The sequence below is a fragment of the Erythrobacter aureus genome (genome assembly GCF_003355455.1).
Taxonomy (GTDB): domain Bacteria; phylum Pseudomonadota; class Alphaproteobacteria; order Sphingomonadales; family Sphingomonadaceae; genus Qipengyuania; species Qipengyuania aurea.
In genome coordinates this window covers 2,752,608-2,776,393 of record NZ_CP031357.1, presented here as the reverse complement: position 1 = coordinate 2,776,393, position 23,786 = coordinate 2,752,608, and the positions used below count along the sequence as shown (strand labels likewise).

At 63.5% G+C, this 23,786-nt stretch carries 26 protein-coding genes and 1 pseudogene; 17 read left to right on the top strand and 10 right to left on the bottom strand.

The features are described 5' to 3' along the window. Nucleotides 1–42: 42 nt before the first annotated feature. The 6 genes from DVR09_RS13670 to DVR09_RS13645 all read right to left on the bottom strand — a co-directional run bounded on the left by DVR09_RS13670 (nucleotide 43) and on the right by DVR09_RS13645 (nucleotide 3,316). A complete protein-coding gene (locus tag DVR09_RS13670) occupies nucleotides 43–897 on the bottom strand; it encodes a transglycosylase SLT domain-containing protein (protein ID WP_234041464.1) in 855 nt (284 codons plus the stop codon). A gap of 76 nt (nucleotides 898–973) precedes the next feature. Continuing rightward, complete coding sequence (locus DVR09_RS13665) at nucleotides 974–1,309, bottom strand: hypothetical protein (protein WP_115417494.1); 336 nt, start codon at nucleotides 1,307–1,309, stop codon at nucleotides 974–976. Next, nucleotides 1,306–1,593, bottom strand: coding sequence for a flagellar biosynthesis anti-sigma factor FlgM (locus tag DVR09_RS17680; protein ID WP_234041463.1), 288 nt, complete (start codon nucleotides 1,591–1,593; stop codon nucleotides 1,306–1,308). Before DVR09_RS17680 ends, DVR09_RS13665 begins: the two co-directional genes overlap by 4 nt. 80 nt (nucleotides 1,594–1,673) lie before the next feature. Beyond that, complete coding sequence (locus tag DVR09_RS13655; protein ID WP_234041462.1) at nucleotides 1,674–2,117, bottom strand: flagella basal body P-ring formation protein FlgA; 444 nt, start codon at nucleotides 2,115–2,117, stop codon at nucleotides 1,674–1,676. Nucleotides 2,118–2,243: 126 nt separating this feature from the next. Next, nucleotides 2,244–2,663, bottom strand: coding sequence for a hypothetical protein (locus DVR09_RS13650; protein ID WP_115417491.1), 420 nt, complete (start codon nucleotides 2,661–2,663; stop codon nucleotides 2,244–2,246). Beyond that, on the bottom strand, nucleotides 2,660–3,316 hold the full coding sequence (locus DVR09_RS13645; protein ID WP_115417489.1) for a MotA/TolQ/ExbB proton channel family protein: 657 nt from the start codon (nucleotides 3,314–3,316) through the stop codon (nucleotides 2,660–2,662). Before DVR09_RS13645 ends, DVR09_RS13650 begins: the two co-directional genes overlap by 4 nt. Nucleotides 3,317–3,498: 182 nt before the next feature. Between DVR09_RS13645 and flgB the strand changes: the two genes are divergently transcribed. From flgB to DVR09_RS13580, 13 genes are read left to right on the top strand one after another with little or no spacing between them, the layout of a single operon-like run. After that, on the top strand, nucleotides 3,499–3,846 hold the full coding sequence (gene flgB, locus DVR09_RS13640) for a flagellar basal body rod protein FlgB (protein ID WP_115417487.1): 348 nt from the start codon (nucleotides 3,499–3,501) through the stop codon (nucleotides 3,844–3,846). Nucleotides 3,847–3,848: 2 nt separating this feature from the next. Further along, a complete protein-coding gene (gene flgC / locus DVR09_RS13635) occupies nucleotides 3,849–4,253 on the top strand; it encodes a flagellar basal body rod protein FlgC (protein ID WP_115417486.1) in 405 nt (134 codons plus the stop codon). After that, nucleotides 4,250–4,534 carry a flagellar hook assembly protein FlgD gene (locus tag DVR09_RS13630; protein ID WP_115417484.1) on the top strand — a complete coding sequence of 95 codons (285 nt, stop codon included), beginning with the start codon at nucleotides 4,250–4,252 and terminating at the stop codon, nucleotides 4,532–4,534. The genes flgC and DVR09_RS13630 overlap by 4 nt, the downstream gene beginning before the upstream one ends. A gap of 15 nt (nucleotides 4,535–4,549) precedes the next feature. Further along, nucleotides 4,550–5,362, top strand: a complete 813-nt coding sequence (locus DVR09_RS13625; protein ID WP_115417483.1) for a flagellar hook-basal body complex protein — start codon at nucleotides 4,550–4,552, stop codon at nucleotides 5,360–5,362. Between the two features lie 5 nt (nucleotides 5,363–5,367). Beyond that, entirely contained in the window at nucleotides 5,368–6,108 is a 741-nt protein-coding gene (locus DVR09_RS13620; protein WP_115417481.1) for a flagellar basal body rod protein FlgF, read from the top strand. Nucleotides 6,109–6,127: 19 nt separating this feature from the next. Continuing rightward, on the top strand, nucleotides 6,128–6,916 hold the full coding sequence (flgG, locus tag DVR09_RS13615; RefSeq protein ID WP_115417480.1) for a flagellar basal-body rod protein FlgG: 789 nt from the start codon (nucleotides 6,128–6,130) through the stop codon (nucleotides 6,914–6,916). A gap of 11 nt (nucleotides 6,917–6,927) precedes the next feature. Next, on the top strand, nucleotides 6,928–7,581 hold the full coding sequence (locus DVR09_RS13610) for a flagellar basal body L-ring protein FlgH (protein WP_115417478.1): 654 nt from the start codon (nucleotides 6,928–6,930) through the stop codon (nucleotides 7,579–7,581). Between the two features lie 11 nt (nucleotides 7,582–7,592). Next, entirely contained in the window at nucleotides 7,593–8,690 is a 1,098-nt protein-coding gene (locus DVR09_RS13605) for a flagellar basal body P-ring protein FlgI (RefSeq protein ID WP_115417476.1), read from the top strand. Continuing rightward, entirely contained in the window at nucleotides 8,687–8,992 is a 306-nt protein-coding gene (locus DVR09_RS13600; RefSeq protein ID WP_115417474.1) for a rod-binding protein, read from the top strand. Before DVR09_RS13605 ends, DVR09_RS13600 begins: the two co-directional genes overlap by 4 nt. Next, nucleotides 8,992–10,332, top strand: coding sequence for a flagellar hook-associated protein FlgK (flgK, locus tag DVR09_RS13595; RefSeq protein ID WP_115417473.1), 1,341 nt, complete (start codon nucleotides 8,992–8,994; stop codon nucleotides 10,330–10,332). The genes DVR09_RS13600 and flgK overlap by 1 nt, the downstream gene beginning before the upstream one ends. After that, nucleotides 10,329–11,240, top strand: a complete 912-nt coding sequence (locus DVR09_RS13590) for a flagellin N-terminal helical domain-containing protein (protein WP_115417471.1) — start codon at nucleotides 10,329–10,331, stop codon at nucleotides 11,238–11,240. The genes flgK and DVR09_RS13590 overlap by 4 nt, the downstream gene beginning before the upstream one ends. 28 nt (nucleotides 11,241–11,268) lie before the next feature. Next, on the top strand, nucleotides 11,269–12,132 hold the full coding sequence (gene motA / locus DVR09_RS13585) for a flagellar motor stator protein MotA (RefSeq protein ID WP_115417470.1): 864 nt from the start codon (nucleotides 11,269–11,271) through the stop codon (nucleotides 12,130–12,132). A gap of 1 nt (nucleotide 12,133) precedes the next feature. Further along, complete coding sequence (locus DVR09_RS13580; RefSeq protein ID WP_115417468.1) at nucleotides 12,134–12,961, top strand: flagellar motor protein MotB; 828 nt, start codon at nucleotides 12,134–12,136, stop codon at nucleotides 12,959–12,961. 27 nt (nucleotides 12,962–12,988) lie between these two features. Here DVR09_RS13580 and DVR09_RS13575 read toward each other — a convergent pair whose 3' ends face one another. Then, nucleotides 12,989–13,615 (bottom strand): TetR/AcrR family transcriptional regulator, encoded by a 627-nt coding sequence (locus tag DVR09_RS13575; RefSeq protein ID WP_115417466.1) that lies wholly within the window; start codon nucleotides 13,613–13,615, stop codon nucleotides 12,989–12,991. A 71-nt stretch (nucleotides 13,616–13,686) separates the two neighbouring features. Between DVR09_RS13575 and DVR09_RS13570 the strand changes: the two genes are divergently transcribed. From DVR09_RS13570 to DVR09_RS13555, 4 genes are read left to right on the top strand one after another with little or no spacing between them, the layout of a single operon-like run. Further along, the gene (locus DVR09_RS13570) at nucleotides 13,687–14,820 is read left to right on the top strand and encodes an ABC transporter permease (protein WP_115417465.1); all 1,134 of its coding nucleotides are present in this window, start codon (nucleotides 13,687–13,689) and stop codon (nucleotides 14,818–14,820) included. Continuing rightward, nucleotides 14,820–15,563 carry an ABC transporter ATP-binding protein gene (locus DVR09_RS13565; RefSeq protein ID WP_174223755.1) on the top strand — a complete coding sequence of 248 codons (744 nt, stop codon included), beginning with the start codon at nucleotides 14,820–14,822 and terminating at the stop codon, nucleotides 15,561–15,563. The genes DVR09_RS13570 and DVR09_RS13565 overlap by 1 nt, the downstream gene beginning before the upstream one ends. A 1-nt stretch (nucleotide 15,564) precedes the next feature. Next, nucleotides 15,565–16,548, top strand: coding sequence for an efflux RND transporter periplasmic adaptor subunit (locus tag DVR09_RS13560; protein ID WP_115417463.1), 984 nt, complete (start codon nucleotides 15,565–15,567; stop codon nucleotides 16,546–16,548). Then, the gene (locus tag DVR09_RS13555; protein WP_234041461.1) at nucleotides 16,545–17,954 is read left to right on the top strand and encodes an efflux transporter outer membrane subunit; all 1,410 of its coding nucleotides are present in this window, start codon (nucleotides 16,545–16,547) and stop codon (nucleotides 17,952–17,954) included. Before DVR09_RS13560 ends, DVR09_RS13555 begins: the two co-directional genes overlap by 4 nt. Here the strand turns inward: DVR09_RS13555 and DVR09_RS13550 are convergent. From DVR09_RS13550 to DVR09_RS13540, 3 genes and pseudogenes are all read right to left on the bottom strand, one after another. Continuing rightward, a complete protein-coding gene (locus tag DVR09_RS13550) occupies nucleotides 17,951–18,715 on the bottom strand; it encodes an SDR family NAD(P)-dependent oxidoreductase (protein WP_115417461.1) in 765 nt (254 codons plus the stop codon). The genes DVR09_RS13555 and DVR09_RS13550 overlap by 4 nt on opposite strands. A gap of 77 nt (nucleotides 18,716–18,792) precedes the next feature. Continuing rightward, nucleotides 18,793–21,589, bottom strand: a pseudogene (locus DVR09_RS13545) (TonB-dependent receptor). Nucleotides 21,590–21,746: 157 nt separating this feature from the next. Continuing rightward, nucleotides 21,747–23,786, bottom strand: coding sequence for a 3-hydroxyacyl-CoA dehydrogenase NAD-binding domain-containing protein (locus tag DVR09_RS13540; RefSeq protein WP_115417459.1), 2,040 nt, complete (start codon nucleotides 23,784–23,786; stop codon nucleotides 21,747–21,749).

Genomic DNA, 23,786 nt, shown 5'->3' with positions numbered 1-23,786 from the left:
CGATCGGCAGGGCCAGCCCGGGGTTGAAAAACTGACGCGCGCTCACAGGCCGAGCGCCTTGAACTTGCCATAGGCGGAAGCGATGTGCCGGTTCGCCCGGCTGTCGGCCACGTTCGCATCACCGAAGGTAGAGCGCAGAGTATCGGCCATGGAGGGACGCTGGACGACATCGGGTGGCAGCGGTTGGGGAGAAAGCCTCCTGCGATTGGGGCTGGCAGGCTGGAATTCCGGTCGCGCTGCAACGTTGGCGAATTCGGCAACGACATCGGGCGTGCTGCCAGGTATCGATGGTGCGCCATAGGCCGCATCGACCTTGCCGCGCATCAGGGACATCACTTCGCCGACCGAACGGGGCGCGCCATCGGCGTAGAAGATCGGGCGGTTGGCCCTTGCGGCTTGCGGCATCAGGGCAGCAGCCGATTGATCGGGATTGCTGGCAAGCGCGCCGAGGAACTTCCGGGCTCCGCCAAGACCGAGAAAATGGGCGAGATAGAGTTCGGCGGGTTCCGGTTCGCGGCCCAGTGTCGTGCGCAGCCCGTCGGCATTGTCGCGCGTGAGCTCGGCCGCCATCAAGGAGGATGCATCGGCATCATAGCGCAGCGAGAGCAACTGGTCGCGGGTCGCTGCATCGGCAACGCGACCATTGGGCGCGATGGCGGCGTCGGCCCAGTCCATCCCGTGTTTCGCCCCGTGCCTGTCGAGCGTGCGCAGCCAGGTGGAATCGATGAACTGATAGAGGCCGGTGGCGCTCGACGTCCGCGCCTTGGCGCTGGGGTCCAGGCCGGATTCAAGCCGCGCCTGGGCCAGCAGGTAATCGAAGTCGACACCTGTCCGCGTTGCAGCGCGGGCAATGGCGCCCTGCACTTCGGCGGTCTGGACGGGACTGATTGTAGGCACGAAACCTCCGGGATTGGTTGTCCCGGTGTTTCAGCAAGAGGCGTGCCAAATCTGAAAGGTAATGCGACCCGAGGGTTCAGGCGAGGGCTAAACTCATCTTATGTCGGGGGAGAGCGGAATAGGGGGAGGTATTCCCGCTCAGTGTTCCGAGCCGGTTCTGCACGTTGCTGGCGATAAGGTTCCGCAGGCGGCGATTGATTTCGTTCAGTCGGCGCACCGCGTCGAGAATACCGAGGCACTCTTCGTCCAGGCTTGCCTGATCGACGGCTTCCAGCTTGCTGCACAGATCGATTTTGCCGGTCGTGCAGGTGACGATCCGATCGAGATCGAGGGCGGCAAGGGCCTGCCGCTCACCCTGCAAAAGTGCGAGCAATTGTTGCAGGGTAGAAAGAGTGTCCTGTTTGCGGGTCATTTCCCGACCTTTCCGTACAGGCCCGCCGCAATGATCGCATCGGCGATCTCGGTGGGGATCAGCGGGTAGGAGTTTGTTTCAATGGCCTTGCGAATCTCGGCCACGCGGTCGTGATCGACGGGGACGTCCCGGCCTGCCGATACACGCATGGCCGACATCGGTGCCTCCGCTTCGCGGGGGCCGGTCGCAACCTTCTGCGTGGGGGTGATCTCCCCCGCAGGCGTCACATCGGCGCTTGGGCGCACGATCGACCCCTGAAATTCCGGCAATCCGACAATACGCATCGTTTCGCTCCATAAGCTGGTTATCCAACAGAACGGCGAAACATGCGCGGGTTTAACTCCCCGGCAATGCTTTTTGCCGGTTACGGCAAATCGATGCCGACCTGCCCCGGCCGGATTACCATTGCGCGCAGGGCTTCGGCCCTTTTCCCATTGACACGAACCTTGATCCACTCGCCTTGCGCGCCGTCTTCCACGGCCGAACCTTGCCGGGTCAGGGTGAAGCCGTTGCCGCGCACCAGGATACTGACGTTTTCCCCGCGCTTGACGATCGCTTCCCCGTGGCTTTGGCCGAAACGGCTCGCCGCGCCCATCCGGCTGTCTACAGCGACATAGATGCGCCAGCCGGCAGTCGGGCAGGCTATCTGCACCGATCGCTGGTCGCGCCCGAACCACTGGAGATCGAGAGGGGTCTGACAATCGTCCAGGCGCAGGCGCCGATCCACCGGCAGTTTCGCGCCGCCCGGCTGGCCGATGCCGGCTCCGGTGAAATCGGCGACGGCACGATCGATGATCGACAGGTCCATGGGAGACGCCGCCATCGCGGATGTCGCGAAAAACGCGGCTGCAATCGATCCTAGATACTGTTGGCGCATGGTTGGTACTGGCTCCGGTTCACGATAATCGCCTCCTGAAAGAGAGGCCCGTCCCCGTTATTCAGCAAAATCCGTGCCATTCATCGGGGTACGGAGGTAATCGACCGAAATCACGATTTCGTCCCTGACATTCGGCATGGCGATGAGCCGGGCGGCAACGCCAGCATCCTCCGCGTCTTCCAGCAACCTTTCGCCTTCGGCCAACGCCTCGGCCCGCCGGGTGGGCGCATAGCCCACCGATATGGTCGCAACCTGCCGATCGTCGCTGGCGGCGGCAAGCAGCCACTCGCGCGTGCTTTCGCCCGACTTCGGCCTGTGCAGGGCGAGGGCCGAAGATCCTTGCGGCACAGATTGTCGCGGTTCGGGTGGCGCGGGTTTTTCCGGCGTTTCATTCGCAGCCTGAGCGGTAATGAGAAACAGGATGAGGGCGAGATCGGCGGTAATCGTCTGCCACCCCGAAGCGGCGCGCAAAATCATGCCGCTTCCCTTTCAGGCTCCGGTGCCATGTCGGGCACGCCGGCGCGCCGAATACCATGGGCCAGCCATTCGAGCACTTCGTCGCGGTCGATTTCCTCGCGGCGCGATCTCCGCGCGATCGCGCCCCCCAGGGGCGAGAAAAGAAAGTTGGCCGCGACGAGACCATAGAGCGTAGTCACGACGGCCATGGAAATCGCTCCGACGATACCGGCGTCTTCGGGGGCGGCGCCCCGCGCATGCCCCAGCGCGACAAGAGTGCCTGCCAGGCCCAGGACCGGGGCGAGATCGGCAGCGCAATCGAGCACGCGTATCGCGGTCTTCGCATTGGCAAGCCGGGCTTCCTTGAACTTGGAATGTTCGCCATGCAGCGACTGGATCGATCGCTGGCTGATCATGAGATCGGAAAGGCTGTCGAACTCATTGTCGCCGAAGTGGCGCGGCTCCGCGCGGATGAAACCGTCATCGGCGATTTCGCGTATCTGGATGGCGAGGCTGGCCTTGGCCTTCGCCACATTGAAAGGCGCGCCAAGCAGCCCGCGCAGGGCGCCGGCGGCAACACGGCTGTCCGCGAACCCGCAGCGCAGGATCGTCGCGGCGATCGTGCCGACAAGGACGATGGCAATGGCCGTCGGATCGTACCAGGTGTCCAGCATGAATTTGCTACTCCTTGCCGCCAAGAACGACCGGCATTGGGCCAGATTTATCCGGCGGACGAACTTTGCCGCATACCGGCAAGGGCTTGCCACATTCTGCCGGTTTGCCCTGTTTCCGCCCTCTAGATCGATTTTGGCACGCCCCTTGCTTAACATCTCCCGTAATTCTTGCGGAGGCTCAGATGAGCGACAGATTGTTCGGCATTCACGGGGCGGCACTGGAAATCCGGTCGCAGCGCATGGGTGTGCTCGGCTCGAACATCGCCAATGCGGCAACGCCTGGCTACAAAGCACGCGACGTGGATTTTTCCGCCGCGTTGCAGGCCCGTCTGGGGGGCGCCGAGAGCGCCCGCGCCGCCGATAGCGCGATCCAGTATCGCGTGCCGACCATGGCGAGTCTCGACGGGAACACCGTCGAAATGTCCACCGAACAGGCGGCATTCGCCGAAAACGCGGTCGCGTACACGGCCACTCTCAACTTCCTACGCGGGCGGGTCGAAACCGTCACCCGTGCGATCAGGGGCGAATGACGATGGCCGGTCCGACTTCCTTCTTCGACATCGGCCATCGCGCCATGTCCGCGCAGCTCGTGCGGATGAACACCGCCGCCTCCAATCTCGCCAATGCCGGTTCGGTGTCGGGTAGCGAGGAAGAGGCCTACCGTCCGATGCGCACTGTCTTCGAGCAGGAGCTCGACCGTGCGAGCGGCCTTTCATCGGTCCGTGTGGGCGGCGTGGTGCGCGAAGATGTCGCGCCGATCCGCCGTCACGATCCCGGCCACCCACTCGCCGACGAGAACGGCGATGTGTGGGAGGCTCCCGTCGATGAGAACGCCGAAATGGTCGAGATGCTCGAAGCATCCCGTCAGTACCGCAACATGGTCGAGGCCATGTCGACCGCCAAGCAGCTCATGCTCGAAACGATGAGAATGAAATGATTACTTCGACCACCAATCAGGCGGCCAACCCCGCCACATCGAACGCGCCCGTTGCCGGTCGTGGAATGGGTTCGCTGGGGCAGGGTGACTTCCTGCGCCTGCTGACTGTCCAGATGCAGCAGCAGGACCCCTTCAACCCGGTCGATAACAAGGAAATGCTGGCGCAGATGGCGCAATTTTCCTCGCTCGCCGGTGTAACCGAAACAAATGCCATGCTCGAGCGGATCGCGGACAAGCTCGACCAGTTGATCGTCACTTCCCAGTCCGCGTCCGATACCTGACCAAGGAGACTTTCCATGTCCTTCTACACCTCGCTCAACGGTATGAAAAACGCGCAGACCTCGCTCGGCGTCATCGCGCATAACATCTCGAATTCGGAAACCTACGGTTTCAAGCGCAGCCGGACCGAATTTTCGGAAATCGTCGCCGGATCTGCGCTGACCAATCCCCGTATGATTCAGGGCATCGGCGCATCGGTGGAATCGATCACGCAGAACTTCGCCCTTGGCCCGGTCGAGCAGACCGGTTCGGCACTGGATCTTGCGATTACCGGAGACGGGTTCTTCACCACGCGCTCTGCGGTGGATGGAACGACCCTTTACACCCGTGCGGGTTCGTTTTCGATGAGCGATACCGGCCATATCACCGACAGCGCCGGCAATCGGCTGCAAGTGTTTCCGGTCGATGCGAATGGCCAGGTGACCGGCAACGGTATTTCCGATGCGCAGGTGCCCGCGGTCAATGCAGCCGGTTCGGAATTCGCGGGCGTTACCATTACGGAGACGGGCCTTGTTCAGGCGTCCTATGCCGATGGATCGGTCGAACCGATCGGTGCGGTAGCGCTCGCCAGCTTCATTTCGCCAAACGGGCTCAAGAAGGTCGGTTCCGCCAATTGGGAAAGCACCGGACTGTCTGGTGCTGCGAGCTATGGTTCCCCGGGATCGGGTGCCTATGGATCGCTGCTTTCGGGCGCACTCGAACGCTCGAATGTCGATATCGCCGAGGAACTGGTCGGACTGATTACCGCGCAGCGTAATTTCCAGGCCAATGCCAAGGCTATCGATACCGCCACCCAGATCTCGCAGACGGTCATCAACCTGCGGAGCTGATTGCCATGGACCGCCTCATCCATACCGCGCTATCGGGCATGCGGGCGTCGATGGACAGCCAGCGCGTCATCGCGAGCAATATGGCCAATGCCAATACGCTCGGGTTTCGCGCGGAAATGCTCGATCAGCGCGCCGTCACCATCGAGGGGCAACCCAACGAGGCGCGCGCGATGCAGACCGCCAGCGTGCGCGGTGCGAACATGGTCGCGGGCGAAGTCGTCGATACCGGCCGCGATCTCGATATCGCGATCGAGACCGATGCGCTGATGGCAGTGCAGGCGGCCGATGGTACGGAAGCCTATACCCGCCGGGGCGATCTTTCGGTCTCGGCTACCGGCCTGCTCGTCAATGGCGAAGGACGGCCGGTATTGGGAGATGGCGGCCCCATCACCATTCCGCCGGTCGGCATCCCGGCGATCGCGCCCGATGGCACGATCACCATCGCCGACCCGGCAACTCCCGAGCAGGCCCCGGCCGAGATCGGGCGTATCAAGCTGGCGGCCTGGGAAGGCTCGCCGGTCAGCAAGGGGCTGGACGGTCTGTTCCGCGTCGAAGGCGGCGGCATCCTGCCGACCGACGAAGCGGCGACCGTAAAATCCGGCGCGCTCGAACAGTCCAATGTCAAAACCACCGAAGTCCTGGTCGACATGATCGATGCGCAGCGGCTCTTCGCCATGCGCAGCAAGGTCATCTCCACCGCACGCGAAATCGACGAAAGCGGCGCGCAGCTCATGCGCCTCGGCTAATCAGGGGAAAGGATAGCCCATGCCCACTTCAGCCCTTCAGGTCGCCCGCACCGGGCTCGAGGCACAGGATGCGCGCATGCGCGTCATCGCCAACAACCTGGCAAACGTCGGCACCACCGGCTTCAAGCGCGACCGCGCCAATTTCGCCACGCTCGCCTATCAGGACGCGCGCGTTGCCGGACAGCGATCCTCGGGCGAAACCGCTTATGCCACGGGGCTCAACCTCGGCACCGGCGTGGCGGTCCAGTCGACTAGCCAGATCATGACGCAGGGCGCGCTCAACAACACCGACAACGCCTTCGATCTGGCGCTCGACGGCGATGGATACTTCCAGATCGAGATGCCTGGCGGCCAGATCGGCTACACCCGCGCGGGCAATTTCACCCTTTCCGCAGAAGGGCAGTTGGTGACCCAGCAGGGTTATGCCGTGCAGCCCGCGATCACCGTCCCCGAAGGCGCCACCGCGATTGCGGTATCGCCCGACGGCATCGTGTCGGCCACGCTGGCCGGGGAGTCCGAACCGGCCGAGCTGGGGCAGATTCAGGTTGCCCGCTTCACCAATCCTTCGGGCCTCCAGGCGATCGGCGACAACTTCCTGGTCGAAACCGCAGCCAGCGGCGCGGCCGAATTGGGAATCGGCGGCGAGAATGGCCGGGGCAACATTCGCCAGGGCATGCTCGAGGCTTCGAACGTCAACATCGTCCAGGAACTGGTCGACATGATCGAAGCCCAGCGCGCCTACGAGATCAGCTCGAAGATGGTTTCCGCCGTCGACGAGATGCTGCGCAACGCCAACCAGACGCTGTGAGGACCAGTCCTATGAAACCCGCACTCTATCTTGTCCCGATGACGCTCGCCCTTGCGGCGTGCGGTGGGGGCTCCGCGCGGCCCGAAGGCTTTTCTGCAGCGCTCCCGCCAGCCCCGCAGGCGGCGCCTACGCAGCATCGGGACGGCGCGATCTATCAGGCCAGTCACGGTTATGCGCCGCTTTATTACGGCAATCGCGCGGCGCGGGTCGGCGATATCGTGACGATCGTACTGGTCGAACGCACACAGACATCGAAATCCACCAGTGGATCGACCAAGCGCGACGGTAATATCGGGCTCTCTCTTCCGCAATTTGTCGGCATCGACGACAGCGATCTTAATGCTTCCGGCGGTTCGTCGTTCAAAGGGTCGGGTGACGCCTCGCAGGCCAGTTCGATCCGGGCCGACCTGACCGTGACCATTGCCGAGGTTCGTCCAAACGGGACGGCACTGGTGCGCGGAGAAAAGGTCATGCAACTCAGTCAGGGCGAAGAATGGGTTCAGCTTTCCGGCATCATCCGCCTGGCCGATATCGATCAGGACAATCGCATCCCGTCGATCCGGGTGGCCGATGCGCGCATTTCCTATTCGGGCGCCGGCTCGGTCCAGCGCGCAAGCCGCGAAGGCTGGCTGTCGCGTTTCTTCGGCGCGATTTCGCCGTTTTGAGGATATCGATCATGATCCGCCGCCTCGCTATTTTCTTCGTCGCGCTGCTCGCGTCGCTACCGGTACCGGCAGCGGCCGAACGGGTCCGCGATCTCGGCCAGTTCCAGTCCGTCCGCTCCAACCAACTGACCGGCTATGGCATCGTCGTCGGTCTGGACGGGTCGGGCGACGACAATTTCGCCTATCTGACCCAGGCCATGCGCGGCGTATCGGGCCGTCTCGGGCTGCAACTGCCGCCTGGCGTCAACCCGGCGCTCAAGAATGCCGCAGCGGTCATTATTACCGCCGAACTGCCGGCCTTTGCAAAGCCCGGCCAGCGGATCGACGTCACAGTCTCGACCATGGGCAAGGCCAAGTCGCTGCGCGGCGGCGCGCTGGTCATGACCCCGCTTTATGGCGCCGACGGTCAGATATACGCCATGGCGCAGGGCAACCTCGCCGTGGGCGGGCTCGGCGTATCGGGCAAGGACGGTTCGAAGCTGACAGTCAATGTGCCGACTGTGGGCCGGATTGCCGATGGCGCAACAGTCGAACAGGCTGTGACCAGCAATTTCGATTTCAGCGAAGTCCTGCGCTGGAACCTCTATTATGCCGATTTCCTGACCATCTCGCGTGTGCGCGATGCGATCAACGGTGCCTATCCGGGCATGGCGCAGGTCGAGGACGGGGTGACGCTGGCGCTGATGCTGCCGCCGGGCGCCAATACCCGCGCGGAAATCATGGCGCGGATCGAAATGCTGGAAATCAATCCGGCCGAACGCGCCGCGAAGGTTGTCATCAACAGCCGGACGGGCACGATCGTCATCTCCAGTGCCGTGCGGCTGGCCCCCGCGGCAATAAGCCACGGTAGCCTGGTGGTGCGGATCGACGAGAATCCGATGGTGGTTCAGCCAGCGCCCTTCTCGCGCGGACGCACGGCGCTGGAACCCAACAGCACTATATCGGCGAGCCAGCAGGATAACGTCGTCTCGCGCATCGGCCCCGGTGCATCGCTGGCCGAGGTGGTCGACGCTCTCAACGCACTCGGTGCGAGCCCGGCCGATCTCGTCGCCATTCTCGAAGGACTGAAGCAGGCCGGATCGCTGACGGCGGAGCTGGTAATCATATGACCCTCGACTCGATCAATCTCGGTGGCGCCCGGCCACTGGCGGACCGCGAACCCGCGCCCGCCCGCAACGAACTGCGCGATGCCGCGCAGCAATTCGAGGCGATCCTGCTGCGTCAGATGCTGGCGAGTGCGCGAAGCACCGATTTCGGCGGCGACGATCTGTTCGGCGGGCAGGGCGAGGAAACGTTTCGCGAGATGCGCGATTCGCAATTCGCTGACGTGACGGCAAAATCGGGCCAGCTCGGTTTCGCCGCGGCGATCGAGAACCAGCTTGCACGCTTTCTTCCGCAGGGTGACGGCTGATGGCATCCGACCTCCTCTCGATTGCCGCAAGCGGCGCGCGTGCAGCGCGCGGCGCGCTGGACGTCACGGCGCAGAACATCGCCAATGCGTCGAGCGATGGCTATGTTCGCCGCAGCCTGCGTATCGAGGAGGTCTCGGCCTCGGGCGGGGCCGGACGGATTGGCGACATCTCGCTGTCGGGCGCGCGTATCGCGGAAATCCGCCGCAATGCGGATTCCTTTCTCCAGGGCGAGGTTCGTCGCACATCGGGCGACCTTCAGCGGGCCAATGTCGAATTGTCGGGACTGCGCAACATCGAAAGCGCGGTCGAGCAATCGGGCGTGTTTTCCTCGGCAGTCGAATTGGAGGCGGCGCTCCAGCAGCTCGCCAGCGATCCGGTGGATCCGTCCCGGCGCGCGGCGGTGATCGCCGAAGCCTCGACGCTGGCGGACAAATTCAACATCGCGGCGTCGAGCTTCGATGCCGTGGGCGATGGCCTGCGATTCGAGGCCGATGCGCAGGTTTCCGACGCCAATGTCGTCGGCGCCGAGCTGGCCCGGGTGAACCTGCGTCTGACGCGGGCGGGGAGCGGTAGCAGCGACCGCGCCGCCCTGCTCGACCAGCGCGACCAGATGCTCGAACGGTTGGCCGGGTTCAGCTCGTTGACCACCAGTTTTGCCAGCGATGGCACCGTAGCCGTATCGCTCGGCTCCAACCCGCCCCGCAGCTTCGTGCAAGGTGGCACCGCGGGAACCCTCACATCGTCTGTCGCAGCAGATGGAACGCTGAGCTTCGCTGTCGATGGTCAGGCGATGCAGCCCGGGTCGGGCAGCCTGGCCGGTGCTTCGCTGGCCCTTACGGAACTGGCATCGACCCGCGGCCGGCTCGATACGATCGCTGCCGGGCTGGCCGATGCAGTCAACAATGCGCAGATGGCGGGCGTCGATCTCGACGGGGCTCAGGGGCAACCGATCTTCGCCGGAACGACAGCGGGAACTCTGCGCGTTGTCATGACCGAGGGCGGAGGGATCGCGACGGCACCTGCCGGCGCGGGCGCCGGTAGCCGCGACGATGCCAATCTCGACGCGCTGCGCCAGTCGCTGGCCGGCCTCGATCCCGCGCAAAAGCTCAGCGGCCTGTTGTTCGACGTCTCCAGCAAGGTCGCCGGGCGGGACGTGACACAAGGCGCGCTCGAAACGATCGCATCTTCTGCGCGCGTGTCGCTCGAAGCGCAGTCGGGAGTCGATCTCGACCAGGAAGCCGCCAATCTCATTCGCTTCCAGCAGGCTTTCCAGGCCTCGGGCCGGGCCATGCAGACAGCGAGCGAAATTTTCGACACTCTCTTGGGGATCGGGCGATGATCAATCTCAGCACCGGCGCATTCTATGAACGCGGCTCTCGCCAGATCGGGGCCTTGCGTGCACAAGCAGAATCGCTCCAGCAGCAGATCGGTACCGGTGAGCGCCTCGAACGCTCCTCGGACGATCCCGTGGCCGCCGCACGCCTGCGCACCCTGTCGCGCAATGATCGTATGGCCAGTGTCGATACGCGCAATTCGCAACTCGCCGAAGCGGATCTTTCCCTCACCGACCAGACGCTGACTTCGATCGGCGATCTCGTCGTGCGGGTACGGGAACTGGCGGTTCAGGCCTCTTCCAGTACGCTGAGCGACGAACAGCGCGGGGCTATTGGAGTAGAGGTCGCCAGCCTGCGCGAAAACCTGATCCTGCTGGCCAACAGCCGCAACATTTCGGGCCATGCGCTTCTCGGCGGACAAGCGAGCGGATCGGCCTATGTCGACAATGGCACGGGTGTACAGTTCGTCGGTACCGCAACCGTTACCCCGCTGGAAATCGGCGAGGGGCAGTCTGTCGAACCGGCTCTGACCGGACCGGAAATCTTCGAATTCGAGGCGCCGAGCGGTCCGACCGATCTCTTCGCCGTTCTGGGCGGCCTCGCGACCGCGCTTGCCAGCGGCGGTCAGGCGGCAGCCGACGCGAGTTCCGCGGCGCTTGCGGATATCGATGCAGGCCTGGAGAAGGTTACTACCGCTCAGACCGTGGTTGGTGCCCGCCTCAACTGGATCGACCTGATGAGCGAGCGACGGGAAAACAACGCCGAACGCATCGCGGAGGAACGAACGAATGTCGGGGGGGCGGACATCGCCACCACGATGACGCGCCTTCAGGAAACCATGACCGTCCTCGAGGCAAGCCAGGCCAGCTTCGTTCGTCTCGCCAACCTTTCGCTGTTTTCAATGCTGCGCTGATCGCGCGCGTAATCGGAGGAATTGCATAATGTACGCGATCATCGGCATCATCGTCCTGATCATCATGGTTTTCGGCGGTTTTATGCTCAGCGGCGGCGCGATGGGTCCGGTTCTTGCGGCCATGCCGTACGAAATGCTCATCATCGGCGGGGCGGCCGTCGGCGCGATGGTGGCGGGCAATTCGCTCGACGGGCTGAAGGCTCTCGGCGGGGCCTTCAAGAAAATCTTCAAGGGTCCGCAACACACCAAGCAGGACCATATCGATGCGATCGCTCTGACGACGCAACTGATGCGCATGCTCAAGAACGACGGTCCGGTGGCGCTTGAGAGTCACGTCGACGACCCGGCCAATTCCACCGTTTTCAGCGAGTATCCGAACCTCCTCAAGAACGAGGCTCTCACCGCGCTCATCTGCGACACGCTGACATTGCTGGTGGTCTCTTCCGGCACGCTGGAAACGCATGCCGTCGAAGAGGTGATGGACAATGCAATGAAAACGCACTTCCACGAGCAGCACGAACCGCAACACAATCTCCAGACGCTGTCCGACGCCTTGCCGGCTCTCGGTATCGTCGCCGCCGTTCTGGGGGTTGTCAAAACAATGGGATCGATCGATCAGCCGCCCGAAATCCTCGGCAAGATGATCGGCGCGGCGCTGGTCGGAACCTTCCTCGGCGTGTTGCTGGCCTATGGTATCGTCGGCCCACTTGCCGGGCGTCTCAAACAGGTACTCGAGCAGGACGAGCAGATCTTCCATGCGGTAAAGCAGGTGATCATCGCGTCGCTTTATGGCCATCCGCAGCCGCTGGTGGTGGAAAGCGCCCGGTCGAGCCTCGGCCATACGGTCCGCCCCGGCCTGAACGAACTCCTCGACGCGTTGCGGGGGCGTTGACATGGCCAGCAAGGCAGACGGCCGCAACGATCCCGTTCCGATCATCGTCAAGAAGGTGACCGTCGTGGAGGCGGGGCATCATGGCGGAGCGTGGAAGGTGGCCTATGCCGACTTTGTGACCGCGATGATGGCCTTCTTCCTGCTGCTCTGGCTGCTCGGTGCGACCACGGAAGACCAGCGCAAGGGGCTGGCTGACTATTTCACCCCGACGCTGGTCAAGACCAAGGAACAGAGCGCGGGCGCCGACGGCGTGTTGGGTGGATCCTCGCTGGTCGATGTGGACAATTACCCGCATGCCGCCGGGCAGACGGGAACGAAGACGCTCACCGTGCCACGCGATGCGACGGGAGGCCCGAAAGAGGGCGCCGCGACCATCAAGCGGATACAGATCCGCGTTACCGAGGCGATCGCCGACAAGGAACGGCTCAAGCGGCTGATGCGCCAGGTGCGGATGATCGATACGACGACTGGCATCCGGATCGACCTGGTCGACGATGCGGACTTCTCGATGTTCGCTCTGGGTACCACGGTGCTGACCCCGGACGCACGCGATCTGCTCGATATCGTGGCCGAAGCCATCGGGCCGGAAGGTGGCCAGATCACGGTGCGCGGTCACACCGATGCCCTGCAATATCGCGATCCGACGCGGGTCAACAATTGGTCGCTTTCCGCCGGGCGCGCCGAGGCAACCCGCCAGACGCTGATCCGCCATGGCATTTCACGGGGCCGTTTCCGTCGGATCGAAGGCGTTGCGGACACAGAGCCGCTGATTTCCGGCGATCCCGCCGATCCGCGCAATCGCCGGATTTCGATCTCTCTCGAAGACTGAAGCGTCGGCAGGTGGGCGGGCGCCGGACTAGCCGCGCGCATAGGCGCGGCAAAAAACCTCGACGGCGCCATCGATGCGGCGGCGGTCACGCGCCGGATCGGCGGGTTGGCCGAAGCGGCGCTCCAGATCGCCCATGCCCTTGCACATCGAGACGAATTGTTCGACCGCCAGTTCGGTATCTGCGATATCGAGTTCGCCGCCTGCAACCATGGTGTCGAGCAATGCGGTGAAGGCAGAGCGCATGCGGTGCGGCCCTGCGGCAAGAAACGCCTCGCCGATTTCGGGCTCGGTCTCGGTTTCCGCGGCAATCCGGCGGTCGAAGCGCACCAGTTCCTCGCGCGACAGGAAGGCGACCATCGCCTCCGCGATTGCCGTAAGGCGCTCGCGCAGCGTACCGGTAGGCGCGGGCTCGAGCGCGAAACTCGCCCGCATGGCAGCGCATTGATCGTCGACCGACGCCGCGAACAACGCCCGTTTGTCGCCGAAATGATTATATATCGTGACCTTCGAAACACCCGCATCCGCCGCGACCTGTTCGATTGACGTCGCCGCGAAACCTTTGGTGAAGAAAGACTCCGCCGCCGCCGCGATGATCGCGTCGCGCTTTGCCGTGATTATCGGCCGACCTGGTTTTTTCGAGCTCTCGCTTGACAAATTGAACGGTCCCGTTCAGTTGAACGCTATCGTTCACTAATGGACGAGTCGGAAGGCGAAGGCAAGCAAGCATGCTCTGGATTGCGATCAGAATGCTTACCGGGGACGCCCAGAAATTTTACGGACTGGTGTTCGGCATCGCGTTCTCCACTCTGCTCATTACGCAACAATTGACCATTTTCGTCAATCTGATCGAGCGCGGGGCGAGCGGCGTTTACAATGTCTCCAGCGCGGATGTGTGGGTGATGGACCCGGTCAGCCGGACAAGCGATGTCGCTTACGCCCTGCCGTCCACCGCGCTCGACAAGGTGCGCAGCGTACCGGGCGTGGAATGGGCGGTGCCGCATATCCGTGCGCAGGCCAGCGTTCGGACCAAGGATGGCGATCTCGAAGGGGTGGCGGTCATCGGGGTCGACGATGCGACGCTGATCGGCCTGCCCAAGCACATGCTCGAAGGGTCTTCGGACGTTCTTTCGCGGCCTGACAGCGTGATCATCGACGATGTCGGCACCACGCGCATGTTTCCCGGCCAGTCCCCGATCGGCGAGCGATTGGAGCTGAACGATCAGCGTGCGGTGATAAGGGGTATTGCCGATGCGATCCCCAGCTTCACCAGCACCGTCGTGCTCTATACCAAATACAGTCAGGCGCTGAATTACGTGCCGGGCACGCGCAATCGCCTGTCTTTCGTGCTGGTGGGTGCCGAAGATCCGATGCAGGCCAAGGCCCTGTCGGAACGGATCGAACGCGAAACCGGCCTCAAGGCCCGGACACGCGACGAATTCGCGCAGGACGGGATCGATTTCATTATCGAGAACACGGGTATTCCGCTGAATTTCGGGATTACCGTCGCGCTTGGCTTCATTGTCGGCGTGGCAATCGTGGGGCTGACCTTCAGCCTGTTCATCCGCGACAACATAAAGCAGTTCGGCGCGCTGAAGGCGATCGGCGTCACCAATCGGAAAATCCGCCGGATGGTCGCGGTACAAGCCGGGCTGGTGGGGCTGATCGGCTACGGTCTCGGCGTGATCGGGACGGTGTTCTTCATCTGGGGTTTCTCGAGCAATCCGACCTTCAAGGGATTTTACATTCCGTGGCAAATCCCGCTGGTCAGCCTGGTTGCGGTATTCCTCATCCTCGCGCTGACCGGCTGGCTGGCGCTGCGCAACGTGCTCAAGACCGAGCCGGCATCGGTGTTCCGCTGATGGGCACGCCGATCGACACCAGCGCCATCGGCGGATGCAAGCCCGAAGCGGCGATCTGCACACGCGGCGTGACGCGCGATTTCCAGGCGGGACAGCAGACGATCACCGTGCTTCACGGGATCGATCTCGATATCCGCGCGGGCGAGCTGACCTTCCTCGTCGGAGAAAGCGGTTCGGGCAAGACGACTCTTATTTCGATCATGTGCGGCATTTTGTGGCCGACGCTGGGCGAAGTGAAGGTATTCGGGACCGACATCTACGAGCTGGGCGATACCGACCTGGTGGAATTCCGCCTGCAAAACATCGGCTTCATCTTCCAGCAGTATAATCTGATCCCCTCGATCGACGCTGCAAACAACGCGGCGGTGCCGCTGATCGCCCAGGGGATGGACCGGCTCGAAGCGCGAGAAAAAGCGGTCGCCATGCTGGAAAAGCTCAATATCGGCGATCAGGCGGACAAGCTGCCGCGCCAGCTATCGGGCGGACAGCAACAGCGCGTCGCCATTGCCCGCGCCTTGGTTCACGAGCCGCGCCTGGTGGTGTGCGACGAACCGACGGCGGCGCTCGATGCGTCTTCGGGCCGCCGGGTGATGGATCTCCTGCGCGATGTCGCGGTCGCGGAAGACCGCGCATGCATAATCGTGACCCACGATAATCGGATTTTCGACCTCGCCGACCGTATCCTCGTGCTCGAGGACGGGCGGATCACCCACGACGGCACGGACGTGCCCGAAGGACACTGACATGGCACTCAACTGGAAAAACCTAAGCTTTTCGCGCCAAATTCTCCCGGTGATTGCCCTGCTCGGTTTGCTCGCGGCGGTGCTGTTCATTTTCGTCGGCCTGCCCGATCGGGAACTCAGCGAGCCCGGGCGCGAGCCCCCGCGCGCTCCGGCGGAGCTGGCGGCGCAGGCGCGTGTCGCGGGCGCGGGCGTGGTCGAACCCTCGAGCGAGACGATTCAGATCGGCTCGGCGCTGTCCGGGCTTATCACAGGCCTGTCCGTTCAGCCGGGTGACCGCGTGAGCGAGGGGCAGGTGCTGTTCACCGTCGATGACCGCGCCGTGCGGGCACAGCTACGCGAGGCCAATGCAGCGATTGCAGAGGCGCGCGCCGCGATTGCGGAAGCCCGTACTGCGCGGGCCACCGCAGAGCAGCAACTCGCGCTGTATCGCAATGTCGACGACCCGGCAGCGGTCAGCCGGGCCGAAGTGATCCGCGCGGAGGGTGACGCGTCCACCGCCCGCGAGCGACAGAGGCTTGCGCAGGCGCGCCTGCAGGCCGCACAGGCTCGCGCAGGGTCGGCGCAGACCGAGATCGGCCGGCTGACCGTGCGCGCGCCGATCGCGGGTGAAATTCTGGCGGTGAACATTCGCAAGGGCGAATATGTCAGCACGATGGGCGGGGGCGGATCGCAACCCTTCATCGAGATGGGGCAAACGCAGCCGCTACATGTCCGCATCGATATCGACGAAGAGCAGGCGCCGCGCGTTGCGCTTGGAGCCCCGGCAACAGTCAGCCCGCGCGGTGCATCCGACCGGCGGGTCAAGGCCAGGTTCGTCCGGGCCGAGCCGCTCGTGGTGCCCAAACGCTCGCTTACCAACAGCGCTGCGGAACGTGTCGATGTGCGCGTGCTGCAGCTTATCTATGAACTGCCCGAAACCAACGGCCTGTTCCGCGTCGGCCAGCAGGTCGATGCCTATATCGCCGCGAAGGGGGATGGGGAATGATGCCGCGCGCATTCTTCCTGACCGCTAGCGCGCTGGCGCTTGCGTCCTGCGCGGCAGGTCCGCCGCCCGAGATCGCGACACCGGTGCCGGTCCTGCCCGAAAGCTTCCTTTTCGCGCCCGATACGCAGCAGGAAACGACCCTGGCCGGATTGCTTCCGGTCGACGATCCCGCGTTCGATACGCTTGCCGCTCAGGCACTCGCTTCCTCGCCCACTTTGGCAGAAGCCGCGGCGCGGGTTGAACAGGCCCGTGCCGGAGCCGCTCGCGCGGGGGCCGAACGTCTGCCCGATATCGGCGCGAACGCCTCGGTAACCGGCACGCGCACCAACCCGGCCTCTTTCGGCGGCGATCTGCCGCCGGGGGTGACGTTCGACACCGAGCGCGTATCCTATGCGGCCAATCTCACGGCGCGCTGGGACCTCGACTTGTTCGGTCGCCTGCGCGCGCAGGAACGCGCCGCACTGGCCCGGATCGATTCCGCGAATGCCAGCCGGCGGGCAGTGCGCAACGCGCTGCTCGCGGAGATCGCGGCGAGCGTGATCGACTGGCGGACCGTCGAGGCACGCGATGCCGAAGTGCGCAGCGATCTGGCTTCGGCCCGGGAACTTGCGCGGCTTGCCGACGTGCGTGAACGCGCCGGGATCGCGCCCGGCTTCGATCGCGTGCGCGCGGAAGGCTCGGCAGCCAGTTCGCGCAGCCGCCTGGCGGCCCTGGAGAGCGAACGGACTCGCCTTCTGGGACGGCTCGTAACGCTGACGGCCCAAAGCGGGGCGCAGGTTCGCGCCGCGCTGGCGCAAGGCGAAGCCGATGCGCATCTGCCCGCTCCGCCCGAAACGCTTCCTTCCGCGCTGCTCGCCAACCGACCGGACGTGCTTGCCGCGGCCGCTACCCTGGCGGCGGAGGATGCCGAACTTGCCGCAACGGCGCGCAGGCGGTTTCCGACCTTCGACCTGTCGGGTGCGATCGGCCTGCTTGCCTTCGGGATCGGCGATGTGTTCGACAGTGAATCGGTGGTCGGCTCGCTTGCCGCGACGATTGCCGGTCCACTGCTCGATTTCGGACGGATACAAGCCGAAATCGATGGAGCCGCAGCGGAAAAGAAGGCTGCTTTCGAGGCCTATCGGGGCACGGTCTATACGGCTTTGGGCGATGCCGAGGCGGGTTATGGCCTGGTTGCCGCCGCCGATGTCGAAGCACGGGCCGCAGCGGCGGAGGCTGCGAACCTGCAACGCGCGGCGCGGCTCGCCAATACGCGATATGAAGCCGGGTTGGCGGATTTCCTGACCGTTCTCGAAGCGCGGCGGGCGGCCGATGCCAGCGGAGAACGCGCGGCGGCCGCGCTTGGCCGCGCCCGCCGTGCGCGTGTCCTGCTGTGGCAGGCGCTGGGCGGGAACGATCTCCCCTAGATCATCGCTCCGCCATCGACCACGATGGTCTGACCGGTGGTCCATTTCGCTGCGGGTGAGGAGAGATAGATGGCCGCCCCGGCGATATCCTCCGGCTTGCCGATCCGGCGCATGGCAAGCCTCTTCTCGGTCGCGGCGAGTGCTTGCGGATCGTCCCATAGCGCTTTGGCAAAATCGGTCTTCACCAGCCCCGGAGCGATTCCGTTGACGCGGATGCCGTGCTTGCCGTTCTCGGCGGCATAATTGCGCACGAGCTGGAAATCGGCGGCCTTCGAAACGCAATAGGCCCCGATCGTGGTCGAGGCGCGCAGGCCCCCGATCGAACTGATGACGAGGATCGCTCCATCGCCTTTCTCGCGCATGGCGGGCAGGGCCAACTGGATCAGCCAGTGGTTCGACATGATATTGTTATCGAGGACCTTGCGGAACTGCTCGTCGGAGATCCCGTCCATCGACCCGTAATGGGGATTGCTCGCCGCATTGCAGACGAGGATGTCGACCGGGCCGAGTCTCTCCCTGGTCTGTGCGAACAGGTCCTCGAGCTGGGCTTTCTCGGAAATGGAAGCGGCGATCGCCACCGCGCTGCCTTGGCCATGCTCGGCATTGATTGCCGCGGCGACGTCCTCGCAGGCATCCTGCTTGCGGCTGGAGATCACGACACGCGCGCCCTGCGCCGCAAGGCCTTCGGCAATGGCACGGCCGATCCCACGGCTCGATCCGGTTATGACAGCAACCTTTCCGGTCAGATCGAATGACGACATGGCTGAACTCCCTTGCTCAAGAAAAAGGGCCCGGCATCGCGAGACGCCGGACCCTTCCGTGGCTTAACCGATATGTATCAGAAGCCGGCGCGAACGGTCACGCCATAGGTCCGCGGCTCGGCCAGGAAGGCCGAATAGGTCTGCTGCGGAGCCACGAATGGCGTGTTGAACGCCACCTGAGTGTAGTCCTTGTCGAACAAATTGTTCGCCCAGAACTCCAGACCCCAACGCCGGTCGGGACCGGTGATGCCGATGCGGCCGTTGACGATGACATAGGCATCCTGTTCCTTGCCGAAGAGCAGGTCGGAACCGGTGTTGAAATCGTCGGTCGCGCGGGCATTGATGAAGAACAGGCCCGACAGGCCGGAATTGCCGATCGGCGGAGTCCAGCTAAGCGAGGCCGTGCCGACCCATTCGGGCGCATTCGACAGATTGTCGCCCGGCAACAGACGCAGCGCCGGGTCGAGCGGGGCGCCCGTATCGTTGCCGATCAGGTTGTCTTCGTAGCTGGTGTCCGAATAGGTGATCCCCATCGTCATGGTCAGATCGCGGATCGGGCTGAGCGAGGTTTCGAACTCGAAACCCTGCGCGATCACGCCGGGTGCCACGTCGTCGACCGCGCAGGCCCCGGTCGCAGTGAGCTCGGAGTCGCAGCCATTGACATTCTGCACCAGGAAGACCGAACCGTTGAAGGTGTTCAGCTGGAAGTTGCTGAATTCCTGGCGGAAGGCCGCGATGCTGAAGCCGAATTTGCGGCTGGAATACTTCACCCCGATCTCGAAGGCGTCGACCGTTTCCGCGTCGAACTGAAGGTTCGCCGTGTTGAGGTTGGTCACATCGAGGAACAGCGGGTTCGACAGCGCCGAACGGTCGAGGTTGAAACCACCCGCCTTGTAGCCCTTCGAATAGGAACCGTAGACCAGCCAGTCCGGATCGGGCTTCCAGCTCAGGATCGCCGTGCCGGTGAACTCGTCTTCGTCACGCGTATCGGAAATCGACACACCGTTGAGTTCGGCAGTCGAGTTGCCTTGGCAGGACAGCGCCAGCAGACCACCGCCCAGCGCCTGAAGCGTACCGCGACTTGTGACAGGGAAATTGGCCAGGAAAGCAGGGTTCAGTAGCGTTGCACCCTGCAAGGCCCGCTGCTGAGGGCAGAAGACATTGTCGTTCCCGAAGGTCGCATCAAAATCCTTGGTTTCGCTGGTGTAACGTACACCCAGGGTCAGATCGACCGTATCGGTCAGATGGACGATGTTGTGCGTGAAAACCGCGAAGTTTTCGCTCTTCTGATTGTAGATGTCGCCGGTGCCACCGACGTCCTTGACCTGCGACAAGATGTTGAGGCCATTGACGACGACGTCACCAGCCGGGCCAAGGGCGCCGTCCAGCGGGTTGGCGGGATCGCCAATCAGGGCTCCCTGTCCGCCAGCGCTTAGGCAATTGGCATTGCCAGGATTAACGGCGGTTGGACCCAGAAGGCCAGCCAAGGCAAGCGCCACGCGGCAACTGGCGAAGGTGCCGTAATCGTTGCCGAACCGCAGATTGTCTCGCGTTTCGAGCTTTTCGTTGGCGTAATAGGCGCCCACCAACCAGTCCAGCCGGTCGTTGAAGGCCGTGCCGTTGAGGCGGAATTCCTGCGTGAAGGTCTTGAACTCGCGCGCGCCGGCATTGGGGCCGGGGGCACGGTACAGCAGGTCGACCGTCGTATAGTCGGTATCCGATGCCTGGTTGTTCGAATATTCGCGATACCCCGTGATCGAGGTCAGCGTGACATCGCCGAACGTCCAGTTGAGCTCGCCCGAGATACCGTAATCCTCGGTTTCACCCTCATAGCTGCGTCCTGCCGTGAGATAGATATCGCGGTTGAACGTCGATTGCGAAAGCGCGCGCGGATCCTGCCCGAGGCCGAGCAGGATCGGAACGATCGGGTTCGACGTGCTGGTCAGCGCCGGGCCGCCGTTGGGGCGATTGAAAGGATCGAGATTGGGGCGGCCGGTAAGCGGATTTATGCTCGTATCAATGCGCGCAAGCGGAGCGAAGTCGGGCTGGACGAAGGTCGCCGCGCAGCAGGCTTCGTCCTTCTTCGAATAGTCGCCGACCAGGCGGAAGCTGACATCTTCGGTCGGTTCGAACAGCACCTGCGCGCGGACCAGATAGCGGTCGCGATTGTTGACGTCGGTGTTGTTGGTCACATCGTTGTAAAAGCCGTCACGCTTGAAATACACGCCGTCGATACGCGCCGCCACCGTTTCGCCGAGAGGGCATTGATACCCCTTCGACCTTGATCGCATCGTAATTGCCATAGGTGAAAGCGCCGTAGCCGGAGAATTCGAATTCGGGCGGGGCGGTGTAGATGTTGATCAAGCCTGCGGAGGAGTTGCGCCCGCCCAGCGTACCTTGCGGGCCGCGCAGGATTTCCACCCGATCGATCGGGCCGAGTTCGGACAGGGCATTGCCCGAACGCGAACGGTACACGCCATCGACGAAGACCGCGACCGAGCTTTCGAGGCCCGGATTGTCGCCGACCGTACCGATACCGCGGATACGCGCAGAGCCATTGGCTTCGTTACCGCTCGAGGAGACGAGCAGGGACGGGGCAACCTGATTGAGGTCGCGAATATCGGAAACACCGGATTTCTCCAGCAATTCGCCCGAAACGGCCGACACAGCTACCGGTACGTCGGCCAGTGCCTGTTCGCGGCCCTGGGCGCGCACGATGATGACATTGCCGTCATCGACATCCGCGGCATCGACAAGACCGGTTTCCTGATCGGTTTCCGCCTGGTCCTGCGCCTGCGCCGCAACGGGCACGAAGGCCAGCGCCCCTGCCAGTGCTCCCAGCGCACATTGATGACGTAGTCCGAATCTCTGCATGGGTTTCTCCTCTCCTGTGGGCCGCACGCTCTGGGTGCATACCCTCGCATCGAATTTGAATGCGCATTGCCCGATTATGTCAAGAGACAACGGTCAAACGTGTCATTCCAATCGTCGAATTGCGTACCGATGTTTCGAAAATGCCGCAGTTTCGCGCTTACTGATTGAAGCGCTTACCTGTTTCGGCTTTCTCACGCAGAAATTCGCTCACGGGCAGGCCATGGCGCTCCAGTCCTGCGACGACCGTGTCGAGCCCGATCGTATCGGCCCAGAACATCGGGCCGCCGGTGTAGAGCGGCCAGCCATAGCCGTTGATCCATACGACATCGATGTCGCTCGCGCGCTGCGCCATGCCTTCCTCGAGGATCTTCGCGCCTTCGTTGACCATGGGATAGAGCAGGCGCTCGCGGATCTCGTCCTTGGAAATCTCGCGCTGCTCCCTGCCTTCCTTGGCGGCGAAATCGGCGATGATCGCCTTCACTTCGTCCGAGGGCGTGCGATTGCGCGCTTCGTCGTAGTCATAGAAGCCCTTGCCGTTCTTCTGGCCGAAGCGTTCCTTGGCGCAGAGCGCCTCGCGGATCGTGGTAACCTTGGTCGGGTCGCGGTGCCAGCCGATGTCGATCCCGGCCAGGTCGCCCATCTGGAACGGCCCCATGGGGAAACCGAATTCGAGCAGTACGTCGTCGACTTCCCAATAATTCGCGCCTTCCATGATCAGCTCGTTCGCCTGCTCCTGACGCTTGGAGAGCATGCGGTTGCCGATGAAGCCCGGGCATACGCCCGAAACGGCGGCCACCTTGCCGATGGTCTTCGACAGCTTCATCACCGTTGCCAGCACGTCGTGACGGGTTTCCTTGCCGCGCACGACTTCGAGCAGCTTCATGATGTTGGCGGGCGAGAAGAAGTGCATGCCCACGACATAGCCGGGGCGCTTGGTCGCCGTGGCGATCTCGTCCACATCGAGATAGCTGGTGTTGGAGGCAAGGATCGCGCCCTGCTTCACCACTCCGTCGAGCTTGGCGAAGACCTCTTTCTTGACGTCCATGTTTTCGTAGACCGCCTCGATCACGAGATCGCAATCGGCGAGGTCGCCATAGGACAGCGTGGGCGTCAGCAGGCCCATGGCCTGTTCGACCTGCTCGGCCGTCATGCGGCCTTTCTTGGCCGTGTTTTCATAGTTCTTGCGCATTACTCCCGCGCCCCGGTCGAGCGCGTCCTGCGCCATTTCGAGGATCGTCACCGGAATACCGGCGGAGAGGAAATTCATCGCGATCCCGCCGCCCATGGTTCCGGCCCCGATCACGCCGACTTTCTTGATCGGGATCAGCGGCGTATCCTTGGGCACGTCGTCGATCTTGTTGGCGGCGCGTTCGGCGAAGAAATAGTGGCGCATCGCCGCGCTTTGCGTGCCGCTCATCAGTTTCATGAACAGCTCGCGTTCCTTTTGCACGCCTTCGGCATAGGGCAACTCGCCCGCAGCCTTGACCGCTTCGATCGCCGCATTGGGGGCATCGAAACCGCGAATCCGGCGGGCTTGGCTGGCGCGGAAGCGGTCGAACAGGTCGGGATCGCGCACCCCATCTTCATTGGCATTGCCTTCCGACGCACGCGGGACCGGCTGGCCGATCTTCGACCTGGCGAAAGCGATGGCATCGGCCTCGAGGCTGTCTTCACCTACGAGTTCGTCGAGTAGACCGATGGCCTTGGCTTTCTTGGCCGGGATCGGATTGCCGCCGACGACTAGGGGCAAGGCAGCTTCCGCCCCGACGAGGCGCGGCAGGCGCTGCGTGCCCGCGGCGCCGGGGATCAGGCCGAGCTTTACTTCGGGCAGGCCGAGTTTGGCACTGGGCACCGCGACGCGGTAATGGCAGGCCAGCGCCACCTCGCAGCCGCCGCCAAGCGCGGTGCCGTGGATCGCGGCGATCACCGGCTTGTCGCTCGCTTCCATTGCGTCGAGCGTTTCGGGCAGGCTCGGGCCGACCGGCGGCTTGCCGAATTCGGTGATGTCCGCACCGGCAAAGAAAGTCCGCCCGTCGCAGCGAATGACCACCGCCTTGACCGCGTCATCGCCGATCGCTTCTTCGATTGCGTCCTTCAGCCCGGCGCGCACGGCCTGTCCCAGGGCATTGACCGGCGGATTGTCGGAAATGACGACAAGGACATCGTCGTGGCGCTGCGTGCGGATAGGGGAGGTCAT

Bases quoted from the DNA above. Each gene is read 5' to 3' on its own strand.
- DVR09_RS13665 (WP_115417494.1), bottom strand. From the start codon at position 1,309: ATGACCCGCAAACAGGACACTCTTTCTACCCTGCAACAATTGCTCGCA.
- DVR09_RS17680 (WP_234041463.1), bottom strand. From the start codon at position 1,593: ATGCGTATTGTCGGATTGCCGGAATTTCAGGGGTCGATCGTGCGCCCA.
- DVR09_RS13655 (WP_234041462.1), bottom strand. From the start codon at position 2,117: ATGGACCTGTCGATCATCGATCGTGCCGTCGCCGATTTCACCGGAGCC.
- DVR09_RS13650 (WP_115417491.1), bottom strand. From the start codon at position 2,663: ATGATTTTGCGCGCCGCTTCGGGGTGGCAGACGATTACCGCCGATCTC.
- DVR09_RS13645 (WP_115417489.1), bottom strand. From the start codon at position 3,316: ATGCTGGACACCTGGTACGATCCGACGGCCATTGCCATCGTCCTTGTC.
- flgB (WP_115417487.1), top strand. From the start codon at position 3,499: ATGAGCGACAGATTGTTCGGCATTCACGGGGCGGCACTGGAAATCCGG.
- flgC (WP_115417486.1), top strand. From the start codon at position 3,849: ATGGCCGGTCCGACTTCCTTCTTCGACATCGGCCATCGCGCCATGTCC.
- DVR09_RS13630 (WP_115417484.1), top strand. From the start codon at position 4,250: ATGATTACTTCGACCACCAATCAGGCGGCCAACCCCGCCACATCGAAC.
- DVR09_RS13625 (WP_115417483.1), top strand. From the start codon at position 4,550: ATGTCCTTCTACACCTCGCTCAACGGTATGAAAAACGCGCAGACCTCG.
- DVR09_RS13620 (WP_115417481.1), top strand. From the start codon at position 5,368: ATGGACCGCCTCATCCATACCGCGCTATCGGGCATGCGGGCGTCGATG.
- flgG (WP_115417480.1), top strand. From the start codon at position 6,128: ATGCCCACTTCAGCCCTTCAGGTCGCCCGCACCGGGCTCGAGGCACAG.
- DVR09_RS13610 (WP_115417478.1), top strand. From the start codon at position 6,928: ATGAAACCCGCACTCTATCTTGTCCCGATGACGCTCGCCCTTGCGGCG.
- DVR09_RS13605 (WP_115417476.1), top strand. From the start codon at position 7,593: ATGATCCGCCGCCTCGCTATTTTCTTCGTCGCGCTGCTCGCGTCGCTA.
- DVR09_RS13600 (WP_115417474.1), top strand. From the start codon at position 8,687: ATGACCCTCGACTCGATCAATCTCGGTGGCGCCCGGCCACTGGCGGAC.
- flgK (WP_115417473.1), top strand. From the start codon at position 8,992: ATGGCATCCGACCTCCTCTCGATTGCCGCAAGCGGCGCGCGTGCAGCG.
- DVR09_RS13590 (WP_115417471.1), top strand. From the start codon at position 10,329: ATGATCAATCTCAGCACCGGCGCATTCTATGAACGCGGCTCTCGCCAG.
- motA (WP_115417470.1), top strand. From the start codon at position 11,269: ATGTACGCGATCATCGGCATCATCGTCCTGATCATCATGGTTTTCGGC.
- DVR09_RS13580 (WP_115417468.1), top strand. From the start codon at position 12,134: ATGGCCAGCAAGGCAGACGGCCGCAACGATCCCGTTCCGATCATCGTC.
- DVR09_RS13570 (WP_115417465.1), top strand. From the start codon at position 13,687: ATGCTCTGGATTGCGATCAGAATGCTTACCGGGGACGCCCAGAAATTT.
- DVR09_RS13565 (WP_174223755.1), top strand. From the start codon at position 14,820: ATGGGCACGCCGATCGACACCAGCGCCATCGGCGGATGCAAGCCCGAA.
- DVR09_RS13560 (WP_115417463.1), top strand. From the start codon at position 15,565: ATGGCACTCAACTGGAAAAACCTAAGCTTTTCGCGCCAAATTCTCCCG.
- DVR09_RS13555 (WP_234041461.1), top strand. From the start codon at position 16,545: ATGATGCCGCGCGCATTCTTCCTGACCGCTAGCGCGCTGGCGCTTGCG.
- DVR09_RS13550 (WP_115417461.1), bottom strand. From the start codon at position 18,715: ATGTCGTCATTCGATCTGACCGGAAAGGTTGCTGTCATAACCGGATCG.
- DVR09_RS13540 (WP_115417459.1), bottom strand. From the start codon at position 23,786: ATGACCTCCCCTATCCGCACGCAGCGCCACGACGATGTCCTTGTCGTC.